At 47.1% G+C, this 25,426-nt stretch carries 12 protein-coding genes and 1 pseudogene; 7 read left to right on the forward strand and 6 right to left on the reverse strand.

Annotation, left to right across the window (positions count from 1 at the left end):
- Nucleotides 1-164 precede the first annotated feature (164 nt).
- The gene (locus AB8599_RS19565) at nt 165-2,273 is read left to right on the forward strand and encodes a methyl-accepting chemotaxis protein (RefSeq protein ID WP_407333406.1); all 2,109 of its coding nucleotides are present in this window, start codon (nt 165-167) and stop codon (nt 2,271-2,273) included.
- A 122-nt stretch (nt 2,274-2,395) separates the two neighbouring features.
- A pseudogene (locus AB8599_RS19570) lies at nt 2,396-3,436 on the forward strand (IS110 family transposase).
- Between the two features lie 563 nt (nt 3,437-3,999).
- On the opposite strand, the gene AB8599_RS19575 reads toward AB8599_RS19570, so the two are convergent.
- The 3 genes from AB8599_RS19575 to AB8599_RS19585 all read right to left on the reverse strand — a co-directional run bounded on the left by AB8599_RS19575 (nt 4,000) and on the right by AB8599_RS19585 (nt 6,100).
- Nucleotides 4,000-4,338, reverse strand: a complete 339-nt coding sequence (locus tag AB8599_RS19575; RefSeq protein WP_407333407.1) for a hypothetical protein — start codon at nt 4,336-4,338, stop codon at nt 4,000-4,002.
- A gap of 370 nt (nt 4,339-4,708) precedes the next feature.
- Entirely contained in the window at nt 4,709-5,689 is a 981-nt protein-coding gene (locus tag AB8599_RS19580; RefSeq protein ID WP_407333408.1) for a hypothetical protein, read from the reverse strand.
- Between the two features lie 3 nt (nt 5,690-5,692).
- Entirely contained in the window at nt 5,693-6,100 is a 408-nt protein-coding gene (locus AB8599_RS19585; protein ID WP_407333409.1) for a hypothetical protein, read from the reverse strand.
- A 388-nt stretch (nt 6,101-6,488) separates the two neighbouring features.
- Here AB8599_RS19585 and AB8599_RS19590 point away from each other — a divergent pair, with 388 nt between their 5' ends.
- The 4 genes from AB8599_RS19590 to AB8599_RS19605 all read left to right on the forward strand — a co-directional run bounded on the left by AB8599_RS19590 (nt 6,489) and on the right by AB8599_RS19605 (nt 14,569).
- Complete coding sequence (locus AB8599_RS19590; RefSeq protein WP_407333410.1) at nt 6,489-6,785, forward strand: PTS fructose transporter subunit IIB; 297 nt, start codon at nt 6,489-6,491, stop codon at nt 6,783-6,785.
- Between the two features lie 5 nt (nt 6,786-6,790).
- Nucleotides 6,791-9,271 (forward strand): phosphoenolpyruvate--protein phosphotransferase, encoded by a 2,481-nt coding sequence (gene ptsP / locus AB8599_RS19595; protein ID WP_407333411.1) that lies wholly within the window; start codon nt 6,791-6,793, stop codon nt 9,269-9,271.
- A 285-nt stretch (nt 9,272-9,556) separates the two neighbouring features.
- Nucleotides 9,557-12,019: a GH92 family glycosyl hydrolase gene (locus AB8599_RS19600; protein ID WP_407333412.1), complete on the forward strand. Its 2,463-nt coding sequence runs from the start codon at nt 9,557-9,559 to the stop codon at nt 12,017-12,019.
- Between the two features lie 54 nt (nt 12,020-12,073).
- Entirely contained in the window at nt 12,074-14,569 is a 2,496-nt protein-coding gene (locus tag AB8599_RS19605; RefSeq protein WP_407333413.1) for a GH92 family glycosyl hydrolase, read from the forward strand.
- A gap of 234 nt (nt 14,570-14,803) precedes the next feature.
- Here AB8599_RS19605 and AB8599_RS19610 read toward each other — a convergent pair whose 3' ends face one another.
- Together AB8599_RS19610 and AB8599_RS19615 are read right to left on the reverse strand one after the other, a co-directional pair.
- Nucleotides 14,804-16,072, reverse strand: a complete 1,269-nt coding sequence (locus AB8599_RS19610) for an RNA polymerase sigma factor (protein WP_407333414.1) — start codon at nt 16,070-16,072, stop codon at nt 14,804-14,806.
- Nucleotides 16,073-16,075: 3 nt separating this feature from the next.
- Nucleotides 16,076-16,435, reverse strand: a complete 360-nt coding sequence (locus tag AB8599_RS19615; RefSeq protein WP_407333415.1) for a YciI family protein — start codon at nt 16,433-16,435, stop codon at nt 16,076-16,078.
- Nucleotides 16,436-17,178: 743 nt separating this feature from the next.
- On the opposite strand from AB8599_RS19615, the gene AB8599_RS19620 reads away from it, so the two are divergent.
- On the forward strand, nt 17,179-18,048 hold the full coding sequence (locus AB8599_RS19620) for a hypothetical protein (protein ID WP_407333416.1): 870 nt from the start codon (nt 17,179-17,181) through the stop codon (nt 18,046-18,048).
- A gap of 617 nt (nt 18,049-18,665) precedes the next feature.
- Here the strand turns inward: AB8599_RS19620 and AB8599_RS19625 are convergent.
- The gene (locus AB8599_RS19625) at nt 18,666-25,070 is read right to left on the reverse strand and encodes a beta strand repeat-containing protein (RefSeq protein WP_407333417.1); all 6,405 of its coding nucleotides are present in this window, start codon (nt 25,068-25,070) and stop codon (nt 18,666-18,668) included.
- Between the last annotated feature and the right edge of the window lie 356 nt (nt 25,071-25,426).

Below are 25,426 nucleotides of genomic sequence, written 5' to 3' on the forward strand. Positions count from 1 at the left end.
ATTTTCTGCAGGGGCTGTGACTGCCCCTTCATCTCTCGCAAAAAAATATTTGCTCATTTTGGGCTCATCAAATCAGCGATGAGCTAGATTTAATAGAGTCTCATTATTGAGATGTTCTTTTTTTACAGCAGACTGCGTCACTATCTGTCTTCTAGGAGAGACAAATGCTAAGCACAATTAGAAGCAAATTAATTTTCGGCATCGTATTTTTACTGATGCTGCTATCTGTTACTGCTGCAGCTGGTCTGTTTTATGTCTTCAAGCTAGACACCAGCATCAGAAACCTGAGTGAAGACATTGCACCCACGATTGAAAATACGGACGATATGATTGCGTCTTTGTGGGAGCGTGGGAAAGTGGCCAATGAAATCATGGCATCAGAAAGCAAAGAAGAAGTTAAAACGCTGCATGATCAGTTTAAGCCACTCAACGACGTTTTCACCACATCTTACGACGCGCTGAAACCTTTAATCTCAGGCGATGAAGTGCGCATTGCATCAGAGGCGGTGGCGGCGGATGCATTATTGAAAAAAAATATTGAACGGATGTATGAAGCGCATTACGCAGAGCTGGAAGAAGAAGAAAAAGCCAAACGTCTGTTGAATAATTTTGACGAAATTGGTGGGCAGTTGATCACCGCACTCGATGAGTTTGCGATAGAAAATGAAGCAGAGATGGCAAAAGCCGAAGACAAAGGTGATATGTTGGCGACCCAATATGGGGCAACAGCCAGCGATGTTAACGATGTACTCGGCGAGCTATTTGAACGCGATTACCCTGTGGTTGAAGCCGCATTGAAGCTGCAACGTTACGTGATAGAAATGCAAGACACGGCAGGGGAATATTTGGCAGAAGAAGACGCCACGAAGCTACCTGCGATCAGAAAGAACTTTGATGCGCTAGCTGTTGAAGTTGTCTCTTTGATGGCTGTGCTTGAAGAGCTGGCGGAATCCGACGAAGACAAGCAAGATGCGATTGATTTGAAAAACAACTTCGCGAAATGGCAAGTCTTTGCGCTAGATGACGAGCAGTTGTTCGATACCTATCGTGACCAATTAGAACAAGAAGTTCTTGCTGATAATTACACGGAAGAATTAGAAGCAAACATCACGGCCGCTGATGGCTATTTAGAACAATTGGCCGCATCTGCCGATGCAATTGCAGACACAGCTGATGAACAAGCAACGGTTGCGGTGCAAACTGCGGTGACCATGGTCGCCACCTTTTGGGTGGTGGCGTTGTTGTTTGGTGTGATGACGACATTTGTGCTTATTCGCGCCATTATCAAGCCTGTTGATGCCCTGCTTGAACGATTAAACGATATTGCTCAGGGGGATGGAGATCTTACGCAGCGCGTTGATGATAGCGGTAAAGATGAAATCGCCGCATTGGGTAAAGCCTTCAATGGTTTCGTCATCAAAATACAGACGCTGGTATCCCAAATTGCGACTGAGTCCGGCACGCTAAATACAGCCATTGGTTCGATCTCTGAGCTTTCGGCGCGTGTGGCAGACAGGGTTGAAGTGCAGAGTGAAGAAGTAGAGTCGGTGGTCAGCTCCATCTATCAAGTTAACGATGCGGCAGACAGTATTTCATCTAATGCCCAAAACTGTTCTGAAGCCTCTCGCTCCGCAAGCAATGACGGTGAATCGGCGAGGCAGGTGGTGCAACAGGCGGTGACATCTGTACAAGGTCTTGCGAAAGACATCGACCTTAGCTCATCGGTGATTGATCAATTGAACACCGAAGTGGCACGTATTGTGTCTGTGCTTGGTGTGATACGAGACATTGCCGAACAAACTAACTTGCTGGCACTGAATGCCGCGATAGAGGCGGCTCGCGCAGGGGAGCAAGGCAGAGGCTTTGCTGTGGTAGCGGATGAAGTGCGTACCTTGGCCTCACGCACACAAAACAGTACCAATGAGATTCAAGGCATGATCGACAGCTTGAAGAAAGGTGCTGATGACGCGGTAGAATCAATGAGGCGTTCGAAAACAGGCGGTGAAAGCACCGTTGAGTATGCGCAAAATGCAGGCGATGCATTGGAGCGCATCACGCAAGCAATCAATAACCTCAACATGATGAATGAGCAGATAGCGACAGCGGCGGAAGAGCAGCGCGCTGTTGTGAATTCCGCGAATACCAGCGCGCGGAATGTGAAGGAAGTGGTTGAGGAAAGCCGAGTTGCGGCCAAGGAAAACCTTACTTACACCCAAGATATGCGTGCATCCCTAGGTAAACTCAGCGCATTGGTTGGGCAATTCCGCGTGTAGATAAGCCGCAAAAAACACTTTTCTGAGGAATTAAAAGCCTGCACCTGCTGCGGGCTTAATTAGATGGTCCGCCTTTCCTCCAACCCGCTAGGCTTGGAGGTTAGGCAAATAGGAGGCGAACCATCATGTCTATTCAAGTCATTGGAATCGATTTAGGCAAGTCCACATTCCATCTCATTGGCCACGATAAAGCGGGCCATATCATTCTTCGCAAAAAGCTGACACGTAAAAAGCTCATCGAGTTTCTTTCCACGCTATCTCCCACACTGGTTGCGTTTGAAGCCTGCGGTGGCGCCCATTGGCTGGGACGCTTCTGCCAAAAGGCCGGACATCGCGTTAAATTACTCCCCCCTCAATATGTTCGTGCTTACGTCAAAGGTAATAAGAACGACTTTATCGATGCAGAAGCGATAGCCGAATGTGCACAGCGACCCTCAATGCGCTACGTGGAAGTGAAGTCCGAGTATGCGCAAACCGTCGGTGCCATGCACCGTATTCGAAGTGCGTATGTGAAACAGCGAACTGCCTGCATGTCGCGTATCGGTGCCGTGCTTCTGGAGTTTGGCGTGAGCTTGCCCAAAGGGCATGCAAAGATGCGAACCCTTTTCACATGATTAGGCACCCAAGCCGTGACCTTACCGGACTTATTGTCAAATGAGTTGCACGAACTCCATCAGCACTATGTAGAGCTGAACGAGAAGGTAAAGCGTCAGGACCTCAAATTAGGGGCGGAGGTGGAACAAAACTCAGATGCCCAGCTGTTGAAATCGATACCGGGTATTGGAGACATGATAGCCAGCCAGTGTGTGGCGGATTTGTCTTCTGTAGAGCAGTTCAAGAATGGGCGGGACCTGGGCGCTTGGTTAGGGTTGGTGCCGAGGCAACATTCAACGGGAGGTAAGCCTAAGTTATTAGAGATAAGTAAACGGGGGAACAAACACCTGCGAACCCTGTTTATTCATGGAGCGAGAGCCATTTTATCGAGGCCAGAGCAAACGGGCGCGATATTTGGGGATTGGCTAAGAAACCTGAGAGCAACCAAGCCTTTCAATGTGGTTTGTGTCGCCCTGGCGAACAAGCTGGCTCGGATAGCGTGGGCAGTGCTGAAATACAAACACCCCTTTGAAGTAAACCAGTTACACACGAGTTTGCATGAACGATAGAAAGATGACGAAAACGGTAGAACCACCGGATTAAAACCTGACATAAAAAACAGCAGAGAATGCTTTCGGTTTTTTGAGGATAATCCGGCGCGGAACTCATCGTGGAGCGGGAAGCAAGAGCCTCCCAACAGAGACTCCGAATACATTAGCGCAGACCCACCCTGTCATTGATAAATTGTTCTTGCAACAACGAGGCGGACCATACATTGTTTTTGTTGCTCAAAAATTGCTGCCCAATGGGCGCGTTTTTGCTCTTGGTTCATGGTGCCTCCGATGAAAAAGGCACTATGTCAAAGCCCGGGTGTTATTGGTATGTGGGGTTTGTTAACCGCTTACTTTTATGTTAGGGAGAATAATCACATTAGCTGCTAAACTAATCATGAAAACTTTCATGGTTGGTTTTTTCTATCTTGTTTCTATTATAGATTCGATAAGATTTCCATATTAAAGAAAAGCTGATGTGTGGAATATTTTTAATTTCAATGTAGTGGTTGTTAAAATAACAGGGTTATCATGTGTATACTAATCTTTCCATGTGTGCTATTACATTTTTATTCCTTATTTCAATGGCGCATCCAAAACCCGAAGCTGGAAAAATTATTTTTCATCCACCATTGATTATTTTTCACTACATATTCACGATTCATGTTTACAGCCTGACTCTCAACTGGGTTTAATACTACAGAGTTTATTCGCCTAGCTTTAAATACTTCACTTTCTGGGACTACTACTGTAATGTGCCCACTAAGTTCGGTATTATTCCTTTTGGCTGCAATAATGCAAGCATTCCCATCATTAGCACTTTCTTGAAGTTCATCTAAATTTTCCGTTGTATACCAACCAACCAAAAGACGAACCAAACTCGGATAACCAATCGTGTATGGCATTTGCACTTGTTTCAAATAGATTAACACCTAGTTTTGGAGTTACTCTCTGGCCAGACTGAATGCTTTTGATGGAGTTCGCATCCCACCAAACGCGAGGGATATAGACGTTGCATAGATAACAATAGTCATATGCATAAATATTTCAGGAGGTAGTTCCATTATTTTCACTGTACCTTTCTGATTCTTCAACGTCCAGCCAATCAATTATTTAATGTATTGAGTTAACTTTATTTGGTGATGTATCCATTTTATCACGCAAAGCTTGCCCATTTTCTTTTTATGCATATGCCCACTGATGGTTGCACCTAGAAACTGAATTTTGTGAGTGCAAATGTAAAAGCAAATAGGTGTCTATATTTCTCATTCTCAATTCTTTATTGAATGGCTAGAAAACAACTGACCAACCGATTTGATAGCTTTGTTCTTCATCAATAGAGAATGGCAATTTCCCATCAGTAAATGCAATATAAAAATTTTGGTCAAAGAATAATCCAGCTCTAAATAACCCATAGCTTTGCAAGTTTGCATCTGTGATTTCTTTTGGTGCGTCCACTTCATAATAATGGATATAATATGTTTCAAGTTTTTTTATTCCGGAAATGGGTATTTCAACCTGTAAGAAAGCCTTTCCTTTGAGACGATCATAATGCTTATCGTCATTACCCTGGAGTATCTCGTTTCTAAGCGTATCATTTACAGAATTTACGCGAGCGTAATCAACAGAAAGGTTTATGAAGTTGTTAATTGATGTCACGTTTTGCCACAAATGGATGGATGCGCTCGCGCCATAATTGAAATTACTGTTTTCATTACTTTGATCTAGTTCATAAGAGGTGAATGCTCCAATATGATAAGTGTAATCGTTAGACACAAATTTTCTATACCCTGCTCCTATTCTTGCCTGGCTGTAATCTAGCGGGTTCTTCTTCGCTTCGGTACCAATGGTTCCGTTAACGTCTAGTGTTAAATCAAACTCGGAAAAGTTGAATTTTGATATTTCATTTTGTTTATTTATCTCAATTTCAAGGTGTTCGCATTTGGTGTTATCACCTTTGTTTTCCCTTAAGCAATCCCGGTATTCTTTTGTTTTTCCAGTTGGCGTTGTTGACTGTCCGTGATTGTTGGCAATGACTATTTCGTCTGACGTTCGATGCCCCCAAGATTTTTTTAAGTCAAATCCGATTCCTCCCCCAGAGGCTGTTGAGTTACCATTTGTCATCATAAATAGATCAATTTCAGCCCCCAAAATGTTGAGATTGGTAAGGTTTTTTCTTCCAGTTTCTTCTGCCGTGTCAGTTCCTTCTTCTGCAATGCAGGTTGATGAGAGGGAAATGATGAGAAGTGGTGTTAATATAATGTTTTTCATATTTTACTCTATTTCATCGATTGTTCTGAATTTATCATCAAAGTATGTGTATATGTCATTTAGCGTTTTATCTGACTCTGCCAGTATATCCTTAAGACCTGTCAATAATTCTGTGTAAGTTAATTTTCCATTAATATATTTATCTTCAAGTCCATGAAGTACACCACTGCCACTGACATAGTTGATTAAAGTTGAAGCTGCTTGAGTGGCTTGTATTTGTCTTATTTCTGGATCTAGGTTTGTCCAAAACTTCAACTGTGACATTTTCACCTCACCAGCTTTGTTTACATTGTTTGGGATGTGATCGTCACCAAAGTATGGGCTGCGAAAGGCAGACCAAATGATTACGCATAAGCTACTGTCTGAGGACCAAGCCATAATTAACCACCATTTTTGGAGTGCATATTTCATTGATAAAAGGTGTATTCCTGCAATGATACGGTTATTAATTATGAGCTAAATCGATCTTCTTGGTGACCCAAAAGTGAGAATAATTATTTTTTGTTCTGTACTTTTGTATATGTGGCCTCTGCATTTGGCTGGAGGTTTTTGATTTTTAGAAAATTCTCATACAAGGGCATTAATAACGTAGTAACACCAGTGATGCTTATTTGGATTGGATTTTTAATCGATTAGTTAACATAGTGGCGAATATGAACGCTTTGATGCTGACGGTGACCCAATTCACACATTGTTTTTCATGCGCGTTTTGTCCAGTAAATGATAGATATTTCATCTGTTTGTCCAGCTCGTTAAGGCATAGCATCAAGCTGTCTGAATCAAACGATAAGTAGAGCAAATGAACGTTGTTGCTATCACTGCATGCCATACCGGAATCGCCCATTGTTACATGGCGGCAGACCGCCTGACTGAGGCAGCCAAAGCGCTCGCCATTACCATTAAAATTGAAACCCAAGGTGCCATGGGTATCGAAAACAAAATCTCCAAGCGCGAGTTTGATTCCGCGGATTTTATATTGTTGGCCACTGAAATTAGCCCGGCAGAAAGCGATCGCTATGAAGGGAAAAATCCCACCATCGTTTCCGTGCAAGACGCCATCAATCACCCCTTATCTCTTTTGAAAAAATTTAAGTGAACACAATGAAAAAAGAAGTCGCATTTACCTGTGAACTGCCAAACGGTATTCACGCTCGCCCAGCAAACCACCTTGAAGCGGTTTGCCGTCAATTTACCAGCGAGATCACGCTGAAAAACCTGCGTAACGAGAACACAGGTTCAGCAAAAAGCGTATTGTCGCTGGTGGGTACAGACACCCTGTTGAACGACCCTTGTTCATTGATCATTGAAGGTGATGACGCAGAAGCGGCATTTGATGTGCTGGCGACGTACCTACGCGAAGAATTCCCGCATTGTGACGAAGAGTTAGTGGTGATGGATGAGGGCGATGTGACCCTGCCACAATCACTGATGAACCATAACCCAACCCTTATCCGCGCGAAGCGTCTGTCTGCAGGTATCGCCAAGGGTAAACTCATTCGTTACAACGACATCGAACTGTCTGTGTTCGAGCAAGAAACCGCCACGCTAACCTTCGAGCAAGCGAAGCAGCACGTGACTGAAACGCTGATTGATAAAGCAGAGTTGGCGAGCGGCCAAGAAAAGGAAATCATCAAAGCGCATTTGGGGATCTTGAACGATGACACCCTAAACGAAAAAGTGTCGGGTTTTGTGTCGAGCGGGGAGTCGCTGGCGAAGGCAGTTCTTCTGACCGTAGCTGCTATTACTGAAACCCTGATGCAGTCATCGTCTGCATACCTAAAAGAGCGCGTGTTGGACATCAAGGACATCGCGTTGCAATTGCTGATGACAGCGCATCCACATGTTGAAGTATCGACAGACTTCACTTTAACCGAACCGTCTATCGTGATTGCTAATGACTTAACGCCAAGCCAATTCTTGGGTCTAGATCGTGCATTCTTACAAGGCTTGATCCTGACGCAAGCAGGTTCTACCTCGCACACTGTGATTTTGGCGCGCGCGTTCAACATTCCTGCAGTCTCTGGCGTTGAAATCGACGAGTGTACGAAGCACGAAGGCGAAACACTGTTCGTGGATGGCGGGCTAGGCATCGTGGCGTTAGCGCCATCTGACGCAGTTGCTACTTACTTTGAGCGTGCTATGTGGTTGGCAGAACAAGTCAAAGCCTCTGAAAGCGAATACCTAAACCTACAAGCACAAACCAAAGATGGCCACAAGATTGAAATCGCGGCAAACATCGCGTGTACCGTAGAAGCGGAATCGGCGTTTGCGAAAGGGGCTGAAGGTATTGGCCTGTTCCGTACAGAAATGCTGTTCATGGATCGCACCACTGCCCCTGATGAGCAAGAACAATTCGACGCCTACAAGCAAGTGCTGGAAGCCGCAGGCGACAAGGCGGTGATCATCCGCACCATGGATATCGGTGGTGACAAGCCGCTTGATTACCTGAATCTGCCACACGAGCACAACCCGTTCTTGGGTTACCGCGCGGTGCGCATCTACCCGCAATTCCTTGCGCTGTTCCACACTCAACTTCGTGCGATTTTGCGTGCGGCGCAATTCGGTCACACCAAAGTGATGATCCCGATGATTCAAAGCATCGAGGAAATCCGTTGGGTGAAAGAGCAGCTTGAGATCGTGAAAGCGGAACTGACGAACGACAACACGCCATTTGGTGCGATTGAGCTTGGCATCATGGTAGAAATTCCATCGGTGGCCTTCATCATGGATCAGTTCTGCAAAGAAGTGGATTTCTTCAGTATTGGCTCTAACGACATGACCCAATACCTGCTGGCGGTTGACCGTGACAACGACAACGTTGCCAAGCTTTACAACAGCCTAGCGCCGTCGTTCCTGCGCTTACTTCGCGCGGTGGTCTCTGGCGCGCAAGCGCACGACAAATGGGTTGGTCTGTGTGGTGAGCTAGGCGCGAACAAGAAGGTTCTTCCACTGTTAGTGGGCGCGGGCTTGAACGAGCTAAGCATGGCGGCACCAAGCATTGCACCAACCAAAGCGGCACTTCGTCAGTTTGACAGCGAAGCGTGTAAAGCGCTGTTCAATGAAGCGTGTGATTGCGCGACGATCGCCGACGTTGAAGCCTTGCTTGAAGCGTTCGCACAGTCTCAAGAAGACAAACCATTGCTTGACGTTGAATGTGTGCTGCTTGATTGCGACTTCAACAGCAAAGAAGAAGCGATTCAAACGCTGGTGGGTAACCTAGGTGTGCGTGGTCGTACTCACGTGGTGAACGAGTTAGAAGCCGATATCTGGGCGCGTGAATCTGTGTTCACCACCGGCCTTGGTAATGGCTTTGCTATCCCGCACACCAAATCAGACAACATTGCGCATTCGTCTATCTCTATCGCTCGCTTGAACAAGCCTGTGATTTGGAGCGACGACGAAGATGGAGCGGTCGAGTTTGTCATCATGCTGACGCTAAATAAAAACCAGGGCGATCAGCACATGCGCATTTTCTCTGGCCTTGCGCGCAAACTTATCCACGAATCTTTCCGCAACACCCTAAAAACAATGACGACGGAAGCTGAAATCATCAGCTACCTGCAGTCTGAGCTCTCTTTGTAATAACTCAATTACGATTTCAGGTGCTGCATCCCCCTGCGGCACCTTTTTTAAAAGATCCACTTATCGGGAGGACTATTAGCGAAGCCTTGGTTGTTTTTTAAACCAGAAACAGTAGATGGAATGAATGGTTAGATTTATATAAAAGCTATTAGTCATTGACTGCTCGAAATAACGAACCTCCAAAATATATTTAAACAATGTGGTCATGTTTAAGTGTCTGCGGTTTTCCATAACGATAAAACGTGAAAAATTAAAGGGAGAGCCCTCCCCCTTTTTCTAAAAGGAATGAAAATGAAACATAAATTAGCACCGATTGCGGTGGTGATTGCTATTGCGCTGTCTGGTTGTAATTCAGATTCGGATTCAAATACGCAAACAGGTTTGGTCGGTGAAGTGGTTAATAAGTCACTGATTAAATATGTTGACCCATTTATTGGCACAGGCGCTGACGGCCACACCTTCCCGGGCGCGGTCTACCCTGGCGGGATGGTGCAGCTTTCTCCTGATACGGAAATGGAAGGGTGGGGCTCTGCTGCGGGTTATTTTGACCACGGTAAAAAAGAAGACATTCCTGTTTACGGTTTTTCTCATACCCACCTTTCTGGAACAGGTATCACTGATTTAGGCGATATTCTTATTCTGCCATTTACTGAAAAAAGCAATGCGACTTATAACACCTTCGATAAAGAAAATGAAAAAGCGGAAGCGGGTTATTATTCTGTTGAATTAAACCGTGGTGATATTAAAGTGGAATTAACCACATCACCACGTGTGGGTTACCACAAATATACCTTCAAAGAAGGCACGACCCCGTTCCTTAAATTCGATTTAGACCACACGCTCAATAAAAGCTGGGGTAACCGCACCACGATCGGTGATATCGAATTTATTGATGAATACACGGTACGTGGCAAGCGCAGTTCTGACGGCTGGGCGAACAACCAGCACATCTATTTCTACGCTAAGTTCAATCAACCTATTGTGAAAGCGACAGGCATGATTGACGGTGTGGAAACTGACATCGCTCTTGAAAACGACGCGATTCAAGCCACCAAGACCATCGCCTACCTGGAGTTTGCGCCATCAGATAAACCACTCGAGTTGACTCTTGGCCTGTCGCCGACCAGCGCTCGTGGAGCGAAGAAAAACTTGGATGCGGAAGTTACCGAGTGGGGTTTTGACAAGGTACTAGAAAAATCACAACGTGCATGGCACAGCGAACTGGCAAAAGTGTCAGTGAAAGGCGGTACGGAAGAACAAAAAGAAATCTTCTACACGGCCATGTACCACGCCAACATCGCGCCTATGGTGTTCCAAGATGTTGATGGTACCTACCGTGCAATGCGTACCCAAGAGCTGAAAAACGCGGGCGATACACCAAACTATTCCATCTACTCCATGTGGGATACCTTCCGCGCCTTCCACCCGTTGCAAACCATCATTAACCCTGAACGCGCTGAAGAATACGCGAACGATTTGATCCGCAAATACAAAGACGGCGGCATTCTACCGAAGTGGGAGTTGCAAGGTCACTACACGGGCACCATGATTGGTTTCCCTGCGATTTCTATCATTGCCGATGCGATGGTGAAAGGCTTAGATGTGGATGCGCAAGACGCGCTGGAAGCGGCTGAGTTTACTGCGCGCTATCACGAGAAAAGCGAATTCCCAGATTGGACGGAAGACCAAAACATCGGCGCAGCGAACGTGGTGCAGGTGAAAGTGTACGAAGACAACGGCTTTGTTCACCACGGCTATTGGAACAGTGCATCGTACACCTTAGAGTTTGCTTACGGCGACTGGGCGGTATCTGAAATCGCACGTATGGCGGGTGATGTGAAGGTTCAAGACGAGTTTCTTGTTCGCGCTGATAACTGGCTAAATCACTGGGATCCTGAAACAGGGTTCTTGCGTCCGAAAAATCATCCAAACAGTTCAAACGCAAACAAGCCACCACTGGCATTTAACCAGCCTATTGACGAATCGCGCGAAGATGAGTGTGTGACAGTTGCATGGCCAAATCACCCAAGCGGTGAATCGCTGCAGTGTCCGTTGCTGCCGTTCGACCCATATTACGTCGATGAATTTGCGTTTACTGAGGGCAATGCATGGCAGTGGAAATTCCAGCCAATGCATGACTTCGCCCGCCTAAAACAAGAAATCTTTAAGGCGGATAAAGAAAACGGGAAAGACACCACTCCAGAGAAAGCCTTCCGTGAAGATTTGGATGAGTTGTTCACCGCGCGTTCATCAAACACAGGTGAAGAACTGCCTGATTTGACGGGTTACATCGGTCAATACATGCACGGTAACGAGCCGTCGCACCACATCCCTTACCTGTACAACATGACTGACGAGCCTTGGAAAGCCCAAGAATACCTCGACCGCATCATGGCTGAAATGTACACCATCGAGCCGACGGGCTTGATTGGTAACGAAGACGTCGGCCAGATGTCTGCGTGGTACATCATGTCGGCGATGGGCTTCTACCAAGTTTCACCGGCAGACCCGTCTTACTCCATTGGTCGTCCGCTGTTTGATGAAGTGGCGATCGATGTTGAAGGCGGCAAGTTCACCATCATTGCTGACAACAACAGCCCGCATAACAAGTACGTGAAATCCGTGACCATTAATGGCAACGCGCTTTCTGATGACTTGACCTTTGAGCACAGTGACATCAAAGCGGGCGGCGAGCTTCGCTTCGTAATGACCGGCGACAAAAAAGAAGCCATGCAGGCAAAAATCTAATTGTTCATAGACCCGATGCCGCCAGTGCGCGGCATCTTTCTCAAGGAATACTCTATGTTTATTTCTCGTGTTTCTCAGGTTGCGTTGTCCGTCTCTGCTGCTCTTTTCTTATTTGGCTGTAACTCCAGCTCTTCTGATTCAAACCCGAATACAGGCGTTGTTTCGCCAGAAGTGAATGTTCTGAAATACGTCGATCCCTTTATTGGTACTGGGTTTAACGGACACACCTTCCCTGGGGCAGTTGTGCCAGAAGGTATGGTGCAGTTGTCACCTGATACGGAGCTCATGGGCTGGCATTCATCGTCGGGTTATCACTACGACAAAGAAACCCTGTTTGGCTTCTCGCACACTCACCTGTCTGGTACAGGTATGGGCGGTTTGGGCGACATTCTGTTCCTTCCATTCACGGAAGAGAACGCCAAGTACATTGAAGACACGGACGATTACCGCGAGGCGATTTCCGTCAAGATGGACAAAGCGTCTGAAGTGGCAGAAGCGGGTTACTACTCCGTGAACATCGCTGAGAATGGCATCAAAGCCGAACTGACCGCCTCTGAGCGCGTGGGCTTCCACCGTTATACTTATCCTGAAGGCCAACCGCAGCGTTTGAAAATCGATTTAAACTCGATCCTTAACAGCGATTGGGGTTCGACCTCACTGCGCAACAAACTGACGGTCAGTGACGATGGTTACACCATCACGGGTGAGCGAGATGCTGCGCATTTTTCTGGCTGGGCGAAGAACCAAAAAATCTTCTTCCACGCCACCTTCGACAAGAAAATCAAAAACGTTCAACTCCTCGTTGGCGGTGTCCCAGCCGATGGTTTGAGTGCCGAACACATTTCCGAATTGGTTTATGACAATGACGCTAAACCGGTCAAACGCATCAAAGCCGACGTGACGGCGTATGTTGAGTTTGAACAGGGAGAATCACAGGCCTTGAACGCACAAGTGGCGATCTCTGCCGTCAGTGCTGAAGGCGCACAAAACAACCACCAAGCAGAAGCGGGTGTGTCGTTTGATGTCGCGCGTACGCAAGCCAGTGAAAAATGGGCAAGCGCGCTGAACCTAAGCGTGAAAGGTGGCACTGATTCGCAGAAAGAAATTTTCTACACCGCGCTGTACCACACCAAGATTGCACCTCAGGTTCACCAAGATGTTGATGGAAGCTTCCGCGGCATGGGTAAAGGGTCAATCCGTGAAGGCGAGGGTGAATATTCCATTGCGTATGGTGAAGCCACCGAAGAACTTCCTAACTTCTCTGTTTACTCTTTGTGGGACACACACAAAGCTCTGCACCCGCTGAAAACCATCACTGAACCTAAGCGCGCGGTTCAATACGCGAAGAACTTGGTGCAGAAGTACACCGAAAGTGGTTTGCTGCCGAAGTGGGAACACCTAGGGGACGAAACGGGCACCATGGTGGGTTACCCAGCAGTGGCTGTGATTGCCGATGCGATCACTAAATTCCCAGACGCGTTCACGCAATCAGAAAAAGCGCTCGCGCTTGAAGCGGCGATAGCTTCTTCTACCTATGACAATTACGCCACGCTTGCATCAGAATGGGATGTGCCGGTATTGGATCGCACCCTGACCAAGCATATAGACTACATCGAGAATGGAGGGTTTGCGCCAGCGATTCAACGTGAAAACGGCGAGCCTGTGAATCCAGATTACACCATCGAATCGGTGTCATACGGTTTGGAAAACGCCTTCTATGACTGGGCTATTGCGCAAATTGCGAAAGCCGCAGGCGATACCCAAGCAGAAGCAACCTACCTAGAGCGCTCAAAAGGCTACCAGCATTACTTCGATAACAACCCGATGGAGTACGCCGATTATGGTGTAACCGGCTTTATGCGTCCTGTCATGATGGACGGTTCGTTCATGACGCCGTTTGACCCGTTCGGGACAGCACATGAAACAGGTAACTACACCGAAGGCAATGCATGGCAGTGGACCTGGTTTGTTCCCCACGACATTGCGGGTTTGAAAGAGATCATGGGTGGTGAAGCTGCGTTCAAAACCAACTTGGAAGCGACATTTACCGCTAAAAGCCAAGGCACAGAAACACCAGATATGTCGGGTTTGATTGGTCAAGTGGCGTTTGGTAACGAACCTTCACACCACATTCCGTACTTGTACAACTGGACCTCAGAGCCTTGGAAAACCCAAGAAGTTGTCGACCATATTTTGGATGACATGTACCTAGCGGAGCCGAAAGGCATCATCGGTAACGAAGACGTAGGTGCAATGTCAGCGTGGTATGTTATGTCTGCCATGGGCTTCTACCAAGTGAACGCGGCCGACCCTACATACACCATCGGCCGACCACTGTTTGATGAAGTGAGCATCCCTGTTGCTGGTGGCGAGTTCAAAATCACCGCTGAAAACAACGCTGACGATAACTACTACGTCAAATCAGTGACCATCAACGGCCAACCCCTTGAAGACGGCCTCTTCTTCAAACACGTCGATATCAAAGCGGGTGGAAATCTCCACTTCGTGATGACAGCACTGAAGAATGAGGCCATGGCAATTAAGCAATAAGAATACTCACACTATAACGATTACAATATGATTCACACGATTTGCCGCTCCCTACGAGCGGCTTTTTTATGCATAAAAAGCGAAGTAAAGTGCTTTAGATGAGCCAGTCATTGCAGATGCAGATGCAGATGCAGATACAGATACAGAGGTAGAAGACCGCTTGGGTCGAACGGTCGAGAAAAATCCAGTCAAATTAGCGAAATGTAGGCAACGTAAATCGTCAATCGTTTAAGATCATTTGCTACTCGGGCCCTGACATTTTGGCTTGTTGGACTGATGTAATATATCTAATTTGCGTTCCAGAAGTTTGCGTGACGCGTCGTTTGGTGCGGTACGAATCGCTTGCACATAAGCGTCACGAGCGCCTAAGAAATCACCGAGTTTTCCCAGAATATGGCCGCGAGAGGCGTACCAAGGTTGGTAGTTTTTGAGCTGAGTTTGCAGTTCATCAAGTTTTTGCAACGCGAGTTCATAGTGTCCTGTTTCGGCTATGACTACAGACCAGTTCAGAGCGACGACAGGGGTTGGTTCGAATACCCAAAGTGCCCTGTAGAGCAAGGACATCTGCTGCCAATCAGGTTTGGGTCGCAACATGTGGCAGTCTGCGATGGCTGCTTTGAGTTGGAAGGGACCTGGTTGCATGCGTCCGATTGCGTCGTCAAGGATGCTTCTCCCTTCCGCTATCATGTCATTATGCCAAATCTCTTCGTTCTGCTCCTCTACAGGCACGATAGCACCGTCACCGTCGATTCTTGCGACTCGCCTTGCATCAGTCAAAAGCATCAACGCAAGCGCACCTTCTATTTCAGGTTCATTAGGGCAAAGTTTGCGTAAAAGGCGCATCAAGAAAATACCTTCTTCGCATAGATCTCTTGGTCCGGTGTCTTCTCTCACATAGCCCGTGGTAAAAATCAGATATATCGTAGACAGAACTGCCTCCAATCTTTCTGTCCATCCCTCTGATTCCGGTACAGAGAAACGGATGCCTTTGGACCGGATTTTCGCTTTTGCTCTGGAAAGGCGTTGTCCCATTGTTTGTTCATTATCGAGGAAGGCTGCTGCGATCTCTCGGGTCGTCAAATTGCAAACTGTGCGCAGAGTCAGTGCAACTCGGGACTTTTCTTCAAGCGCGGGGTGGCAACAGGTAAAAATCAAACGCAGGCGTTCATCTGGGATTGTTTCCGCAATGTCGTCATAAACATCATCGGATGAAAGCCTGACCGCTAAGTCGTTTGTTCTCATCGTTTCGCGTTGAGATGAGCGGATTTGGTCGATCCCTTTGTTCAATCCCACCTTCATTAGCCACGCGACGGGATCGTGAGGAATACCTACCCGACCCCAATGTTTGAGAGCGGCAATAGAAGCTTCCTGCAACGCATCTTCACCCATTTGGAAGTCGCCAAACCTAGAAATCAACCCAGACAGAATCCGTCCCCGATCGCGGCGTAGCACCTCATCAATGATGTGACTGACCGCGATGGCTTTGGGAACGGCATTCTTCATTTGTCAGTCCTCCGGTTCGTAGTCCAACAGCGGTCGAACCTCGATGGTACCGAAATGGGCGATCGGTATCATTGTGGCATATTTCAACGCTGTATCCAGGTCCGCTACATCGACAATATAATAGCCACCCAGATGCTCACGCGTTTCTGCAAACGGACCATCCATAGTTTCCACTTTACCGGATTTAATGCGGAGCGAGGTGGCTGTTTCAATTCCCTGCAACCCTTCTCCACCCACAAGAACGCCGTCATTTTTGAAGGCTTCGCTGGTCGCAGCAAACGCGGCCATCATTTCATCAAACTCTGGGGTGCCATAGACAGGTTCTTTATCCGGTGCGGCATACAGCAAAAGCATATATTTCATTTCGAACTCCTTTCTTTTTTGATGGTTACGCTACAAGGACGTTCCCGTTCCTTCATTTTCGACATGTTTAGAAATATATCTATATTTTTTGCTGAGTAAGTCACTATTGGTATCTTTATCAGGACAAACAGATTAAGAAATCATAGCCAGTAAAAAATGCTGAGGAATTGTGATGTTGTCGAACGCTGGCTTGCTTCTTGCCAAGAATCACCTTTGGTTCAGCGCTTCATGCGCGGAGCCGATACCGCCTCAATTTTTCGTATTACCACCACCTTGGCAGCTTTCTAATGAGGAAGCGTTTGATTCAAATGTTTGGGGCAGAAACAGCTTGGTGATCACACAGATTAGGGCTAGCGCTCTAAACCGAATTTGGACAAAAGTGAGTTGGTGTTGGTGCTCTAAGCCATGCTGTTCAGATAAGTTGAGTTTGTGAAAAAAGTCTCACATGTATCAAATGAATCGGTGGCTTTTCACTGGCTCACCCAGTTACAACTCCATCAACTTTTTGGTGCGAGCTTTTGCTTTACGCCCACCCAACAACCTTAGGGGAAAATGCACGACAACCCACAAGAATTTCGAACGAGAATGCACTTCAAATCTTGTGTTCTCAACGTCATGTACAGACATGCTTCGAAATCAGTTTATTGTTTGTGCAAACGATTTTAGTACTGACAATAATCAATTGTTCAAGAAGGCTAACCACTTATAATCAGCCGTTTTTTTGCAGATTGGTTGGTAACATCTTGAGTATAAATAAACTAAAAATCTCAACACTCGCATTGTCGATTTTTGCCGTCGCTGGATGTGGTGGTAGTGATGGTGGTAACGAAAGTAAAGGCTACACCGATGAACAGGTGGCGAGTGCAGTAAAATGTACAAACCAAGCTGAAGGTGGCTTGTGTGAAAATAATAGCGGAGGCAATACTTGGGGTGTGATTGATAACTTCTACCCAGATAACTGCAACTCTGGCATATATTGTTTTGATGATGGCTCCGAAGCACCGCAAAACACCGGGTTAACGCGATTTGTCGAAGGAACACTGATCCCTGTTTACTATCGAGACAAGATTGATCCACGTTTCGTTGCGACCATGGATTATATCGAGGGGTTAGTGGGCTATCAGATGTTTGAGCGCAAAGGCGTGGTTAATATTGACATCTCTGACCCCAATAACATCGACCTATCCAGTTTAGATACCGATTGGGGATTCATACTAAGCCAAGGTACATCAATTGGCTTAATGAGTGGTTTCTGTAGTCAGGGAACTGTCTCTGTTGCACCGTATTCGTTCAACATCACATCCTATATCGTTTCTGCGGCTGACTACGGCATTAAATACCCTGCAGCTAAATGGGGTAAAGATCATAAATTTACATGGGTAAATTTAGACAGTGTTACTGGCGCTAATAACGGGCTGATCACCTGCAGTGCAACTGCGCCACAAGCTGTTGCGACCCATGAGTTTGCACATGCTTTAGGCATGAACAATCATTTTAGTGGATTTGGCTTTGATGGTGCGTGGGAGAAAAATGCTGAACGTGTTTTGAAGACGATGTACAGCGGTCAAAATCCGCAAGGGCAACCATTTGATAGTTTGATTGTAGAAAATTAATGACATGAAAAACGCTGGCCAATCGTCGGCGTTCTTTTCTTCAGTTAATCATTAAACGCGGTCACCAGAAAGCCACAACTCTGTTAGTTCCAATACCGCGCTCCAGCTCTCGATAAATTATCCTGACACCGCGTACCAGCGAGATTCCAGTAAACCACGCCTGAATCGAAGTTATCTCAACGCCCTGAACGATGCTAAAAAACGCGTATCGTTTTAAACGTCGAGTACAAGGGCCTAATAAGCCTGTTCCAGCTTTTCTTGTAGCGTTGGTCTTACTAAACACCACTTCCCTACAGGTGATTGATGACCGTTGAAAACAAGCTCATATCACGGGCTAACACACTGACTAAGAGGGAAAATACTCCACCTATGTGTATAGGCATAGAAGCATGAAGTATCGCACTCTTTTTAGGGGCAAAACTGAGCTAGACAAGATCACTAACTCGGTATTGGCAGGATTGACTCATAGGTAGTGAACTAAGCCGCTAGTTTCGGATGAGCTGCACTGTCTTGAGGAAAATCGAGCATGTTACTGTCTACAAGCTCAGTGGTTGTTCATACTTCGTAATATGGTCAAAACAGGAATATTGGAATGCTGCAGATTTTTCATGGGTGCATCAAATAACAATGGTGTCTGGAACATCAATGGTGATTTGGGTTGGTGTAATGGTGACAGTTTCTGAACCAGTAAAAAGTAAAGCTTCTGTTTCAGGGGTAAAAATACCTAACTTGAAGCTTCCGCCTGATGACCAGTTATCCAAGTCGAAGAAACGAACAACGATTTCTTGATCATAAGCACCATCTTGGTCTGTATCGATATAAATGAGAGAAGAACCATTCACATTTTCTGTGATCCATAATAAATCCAACGTATTGGAACCAGATGATAGAAGATCTGATAAATCAATGAGATCTTCCCCTTCAACAAAACCTGTTATTTCATCGTTCTGAGTAATGCTGGCATCAATATCCTCCTGTTGCCAGTAGAAAATATCATTCCCGCTGTCGCCATAGAGAACGTCATCACCCAGTCCGCCAAAGATAAAATCATTGCCTTCGCCTCCGCGAAGCAGGTCATTGTCGTCGTGACCATAGAGCCAATCGTCATCTGTATGACCGTATAGAAAATCTGTGCCATCTCCGCCATGAATCACATCGTTCCCGCTGCCTCCATTGGCGATATCGACAGTCAGACCGGAAATGACGCTGCTGTTTAGTAGTCCATCAATATCAGTTAAGCTGCCGGCATTGTTTCCAATAGGACGATTGGCGAATAAAGAGTCTCGTATATCTTGCCTAGTCATTTCTAAAGAGGCATCGGTACCTAGTGATCCGCCCCCGGTTCCACCAGTAAAGATTAAGTCGTCCCCCGCACCGGTTTCGATAATGTCGTAACCATCATACCCATGCACCGATTGAGAAGATGTTGTCGTATAGCTAATTCCCGCGTCGGTATAGTCTGCAGTGCCATCACTTGCTGTTATTTTCCCCCAGTAGTCTGATGCAATGGAGACTACGAGTTGATCTTGATTAGTCGCATTTTCGCCATTCGTCACGCGGAATACATCGTTTTCCAGATTGCCTGTGGCACTGAGTCCTTCGGAGTTGTAATCAATGGATAGTGTTTCTGTGGTGCTGGTTTGGGCGGAGGAGTCGGTCGCTGCAAAGTCTATGCTTTGTGGTGATGTGTATTCAGTGGCACGGACCGCGCTTAGGGTAAAGTTTCGATTTACTAAGGGATCGACACTAACAACATACAAGCGAATTTCATCAAAGCCGCCTAATTCCTCGATAGAAATGATGGCTCTTCCGTCCGTATTATTCATTATGTCAGTATAAGAATAGTCAGCTAACTCAACGTTGTTATTTAGCACGATAGCGTGAGTAATTGCACCTGCAGAGCCTGTTGGGGCATATAAGACGCTTTGTAAATCGATCTGCACATCTCGCATTGTTTTGGTGCCAAAATCGATGACCAAACTTTCTTTGTCTAAGGAGTCTATTTCGACGGTTCCACTGCCACTCCCACTATCCACTCCTAGGCCATCAAAAGCATAAAAAGGGGAGGAATTCCCGTAGGACAATAGTTGATCGCTTAGAACACTGGATTGATCTGGGCTGTTGCCGGTATAGGTGACGGCTCGAACGGTAATGTCACCGACATTCACTGAATTGGTTCCCGCCATAGAAACATCGGTGTAGATACTGGTTTCACCAAAGTTCTGGTGAGATTGAAGTACGCGCATTTCGGTATCAGGCGCAAAAGTGTCACCCGCTTCTACAAACTGGAATTGGCCATCGGTATCGACATAGGCCAGAGTATCCCGCACTGGTAGAGTAGATACGGTTACGTTCGTCTCTTTTGCATCCACCAAGCTGCTGTCATCTACCGCATCTGAGATATTGTCTGAGAAAGCGAAAGAAATGAGGGCTGAGTCGGCGGTTTCCATCAAGTTGCCGCCAACTGCTGTTGGCACATCATCCATCGTCGCACTGTCACTATCTGTTCCCGATGTATTGCCCCTTAAATCTATTTGATAGGCTGAAACGCTGAGTGCTTTGTTATCGGGTGTAGCGGGCTCTGACCAGGAGATGACACCCGTTCCTCCGTTGTAACTGTAACCAGTGGCAGCGCCTCCCCCTGCATACTCCAACGAGCCCCCAACATAGACTAATTCGACGGAAGAAACGTTCGTATCATTTGTTACATCGATGACCACGGACCCCCCTGCCACAAATTTGTCGTGATTAATGGCGACTTCAACATTGGTTGAGGTCGCTGCACCTTCCACTGCAAGGATGACTGCATCATCGTTTGCATCATCGGTAATGGTCACCGTTGGCGTGGTGATATCGTCATCAAGAATAGCGGCGGTGCCCGTTTGTCCGCCCACGTTCAGCGTAAAGGTTTCGTCTGCTTCATCAATGGCATCACTGACGGTGGGAACGGTCACGGTAAAGCTGGTGACGCCTGCGGGAACCGACACAAGTCCTGTGCCGCTGCTGTAAGTCACGCCATCAGAAAAGACCATGGCGTTAGTGTAATCATCAGTCAGGGTCGCGGTGCCATTGGCGAGCACCAGTGCAAAATCCACCGAGAAGGCCGAGGGGTTAGAAAGGGTGACGGTGAAAATCGCGCCTTCCGCTTCATCGACGGCAGCCCCACCACTGTCGACAGCGTTACTGACGGCAGTAACGGTCGGGGCGGGATCATCATCAATGATAGTGGCGGTGCCCGTTTGCCCGCCTACGTTCAACGTAAAGGTTTCGTCTGCTTCATCAATGGCATCACTGACGGTGGGAACGGTCACGGTAAAGCTGGTGACGCCTGCGGGAACCGACACAAGTCCCGTGCCGCTGCTGTAAGTCACGCCATCAGAAAAGACCATGGCGTTAGTGTAATCATCAGTCAGGGTCGCGGTGCCATTGGCGAGCACCAGTGCAAAATCCACCGAGAAGGCCGAGGGGTTAGAAAGGGTGACGGTGAAAATCGCGCCTTCCGCTTCATCGACGGCTGCGCCACCACTGTCGACAGCGTTACTAACGGCAGTAACGGTCGGGACGGGATCATCATCAATGATAGTGGCGGTGCCTGTTTGCCCGCCTACGTTCAGCGTAAAGGTTTCGTTGTTTTCGTCTGTTGTATCCGTCACGGTGGGAACGGTCACGGTAAAGCTGGTGATGCCTGCGGGAACCGACACAAGTCCTGTGCCACTGCTGTAAGTCACGCCATCAGAAAAGACCATGGCGTTAGTGTAATCATCAGTCAGGGTCGCGGTGCCATTGGCGAGCACCAGTGCAAAATCCACCGAAAAGGCCGAGGGGTTAGAAAGGGTGACGGTGAAAATCGCGCCTTCCGCTTCATCGACGGCTGCGCCACCACTGTCGACAGCGTTACTGACGGCAGTAACGGTCGGGGCGGGATCATCATCAATGATGGTGGCGGTGCCTGTTTGTCCGCCTACGTTCAGCGTAAAGGTTTCGTCTGCTTCATCGATGGCATCACTGACGGTGGGAACGGTCACGGTAAAGCTGGTGATGCCTGCGGGAACCGACACAAGTCCTGTGCCGCTGCTGTAAGTCACGCCATCAGAAAAGACCATGGCGTTAGTGTAATCATCAGTCAGGGTCGCGGTGCCATTGGCGAGCACCAGTGCAAAATCCACCGAAAAGGCCGAGGGGTTAGAAAGGGTGACGGTGAAAATCGCGCCTTCCGCTTCATCGACGGCTGCGCCACCACTGTCGACAGCGTTACTGACGGCAGTAACGGTCGGGGCGGGATCATCATCAATGATGGTGGCGGTGCCTGTTTGTCCGCCTACGTTCAGCGTAAAGGTTTCGTCTGCTTCATCGATGGCATCACTGACGGTGGGAACGGTCACGGTAAAGCTGGTGATGCCTGCGGGAACCGACACAAGTCCTGTGCCGCTGCTGTAAGTCACGCCATCAGAAAAGACCATGGCGTTAGTGTAATCATCAGTCAGGGTCGCGGTGCCATTGGCGAGCACCAGTGCAAAATCCACCGAGAAGGCCGAGGGGTTAGAAAGGGTGACGGTGAAAATCGCGCCTTCCGCTTCATCGACGGCAGCCCCACCACTGTCGACAGCGTTACTGACGGCAGTAACGGTTGGGGCGGGATCATCATCAATGATGGTGGCGGTGCCTGCGTCGCCACCTACTCGAAGAGTGAAGGTTTCGTTGTTTTCGTCTGTTGTATCCGTCACGGTGGGAACGGAGACGGTAAACGCGGTTTCTCCTGACGGAACCGTCACTTTTCCGGTGCCAGAGTCATAGGAGACGTTGGCCGAAAAAACCATTGCATTGGAATAATCTGACGATACGAGAGCAGTGCCATTTGTCAGTGAAACCGAATATTCCGCGCTAGAACCCAAAGGGTTACTGAGAGAAACGTTAAAGATGGCGGTTTCGGCTTCATCGACAGAATTGCCGCCGCTATCCACGGCATTGCTGACGGAAATGACAGGCGACAGAGAATCATCATCAACGATTGTCGCTGTGCCAGATTGTCCGCCAACAGACAGCGAAAAGCTTTCATCCAACTCGCCATAAGGATCTTGTAGTGTAGATAAAATAGCAGTAAAGCTGGTGATCCCAGCGGGAACATAAACCAGATTAAGTATGTCGTCATAGGTGACGCCATTAGATAAGGTTAACAGTGTTGAATAATCGTCAGAAGATACCGTGGTGATATCAGAAAGATTCAGGCTGAAGGACAACTGCGTGCTTGAAGGGTTTGTTAATGCAACGGTAAATTGTGCCGTGTCGCCTTCATTAATCTGTTGACCAAATTGGTTTAGGCCATTGCTGACAGAGGAGATAGTTGGTGTCGGATCATCGTCAACAATCGTTGCAGTCGCGCTTTCATCATCGATGTCCATTCTAAATACTTCGTCAGGCTCATCAGTCTGGTCACTGATAGTAGGAACGAACAGTTGAAAGTTTTCGACAAAAGCGGGAACTGATAATTGGCCTGTTTCTGGATCGAAGGTGACGCCCTGCGTAAAGCTCCAGTTGGATGAGTAATCTTCCAAGGCTGTCGCTGTAAGGTCTGAAATAGATAATTGGTATTGCGTCGCCTCAGAGGCAGAATTGGTGAGGCTAATAGTGAATATCGCTGATTGAGATTCGAAAATTGTGCTTCCGAATGCACTGATAGCGTCTTGGATTTCTTCAACCTCTGGTGTTGCATCATCATCAATGATGTTAGCGGAAGCTTGTTTGCCTCCAACGTTCACAATGATGCTTTCGTTTGGCTCATCAACGGTATCCTGAAGTGTTTTCACTTTAATTGAAAATTGGTCAACGTTTGGAGAGACAACAATCTTCTGTGTCACGCTGTCAAACGACACACCGTCTGAAAACAAAACATCGCTAGAGAAATCGACGCCCTTTGCAGCCGTTCCTTCAATAAAGTCAAAATTGAACGATGTTTCAAGCGAAGAAGCCTGACTGAGCTTTACGTTGAAAATCACGCTTTCGCTTTCCAATACATCTTCAGTGATGACAAAGATCTCTGATATTTCAGGGTAGGGGTCATTATCCTCAATGGTGCCAATGGCAGATTTCCCGCCCACCGTTAAGTTGAAAGTTTCTACGTTTTCGAACTCACTATCTTCTTCAATAGGTACCATGACAATAAAGGAGCTGATACCCGCAGGGACAACCAGCTGACCACCACCAATTGAGACCCCATTTGTCGCTGACAAAAGGCCAGAAAAATCGACCCCTAAAGTTGCAGAGAGGCTCTTTAGGTTGAAAGAAAATGTGGTTGCCTCAGTGGCAACGCTGGAAAGGGTGACGTTGAACTTGCAAAAGCTTTCACCGCCATTTCCTTCTGTCGTGGCAGCTTCAGACACACTGATCACCGTGACCGAATTTGACCCAGATACTGCTTCATCTAATGGGCGCGGCTGCGGTAAGTCCTGGTTGTCTAAGTGAGATTTTTCTTGAGAGTAGTCATGTCGACGATGGTTAGCTGCGACTGGTGGTGGTTCATGTTCAGGTTCATCTTCGGTGTTTTTCGGTGTCGTTTGATCTTGAGAGGGCGAATGTGACTCCTCTGCGGACTGCTCCCACTCGGTATCAGGGATTTCCAGTATCAGGTTCTCATCGTCAATATTTTCAAGGATCAGAAGATCAATGGGAACGACGGACTCAAACGCGCTTGGAGGTGATGATTGACCGCCATTATCGTCTGGAAACAACAAAAAGTTGCGGGTAGTGCCTCCATCGCCCCCGATACCACCAGAAAAGAGGTTGGGGTATTCTGATTCAAGCGCTTGTCCAAACCAAGTGCTGGTCAAAAGGAAAGAAAACGAAGAAGGCGCATACCCTTGATGCATAGCAGTGGGGGTATTTACTTGAAACCGTGATTTTGGCGAAGGTGATTCTTCTTTGATTCCTTGGTCTTGAGAAACGTCGCTTGGGCTGGTTAGAGAGTATTCTTGAATTGTCAGCTTGTTGTTGAAAAAGCTATCGTGGTCTTTGGGGCTAATTGTCATGCCCAGTGAAATTAGCGGATGAATGTCAATCGCATGGTTAGGGATGCTTATAATATTTTGATTAGTAACAATAAATTCTTGCCATTGTAGGCGGCAATATATAGGCGTATCCCGAAAAAACAAAGGCATTCAAACATCCACTGCGTTAAGAAACTAACACTAAAGTATTCAATATAAGAATAGCCTTATATATGACACAGTGGGTTTTAAAATTTAGGGACTGCCCGATCACTAGCCTTTAAATTGCAGAGGCTTAGGATTAAACACCAGAGTAAAACGCCGACTTAGCTTTGCCTTTCGTGCTACGTTTTATACAACGCCATTTAGGCTCTGCCGAATCGCGGATTTTAATGAGA

This window comes from Enterovibrio litoreus (genome assembly GCF_045679545.1).
Lineage (GTDB): Bacteria > Pseudomonadota > Gammaproteobacteria > Enterobacterales > Vibrionaceae > Enterovibrio.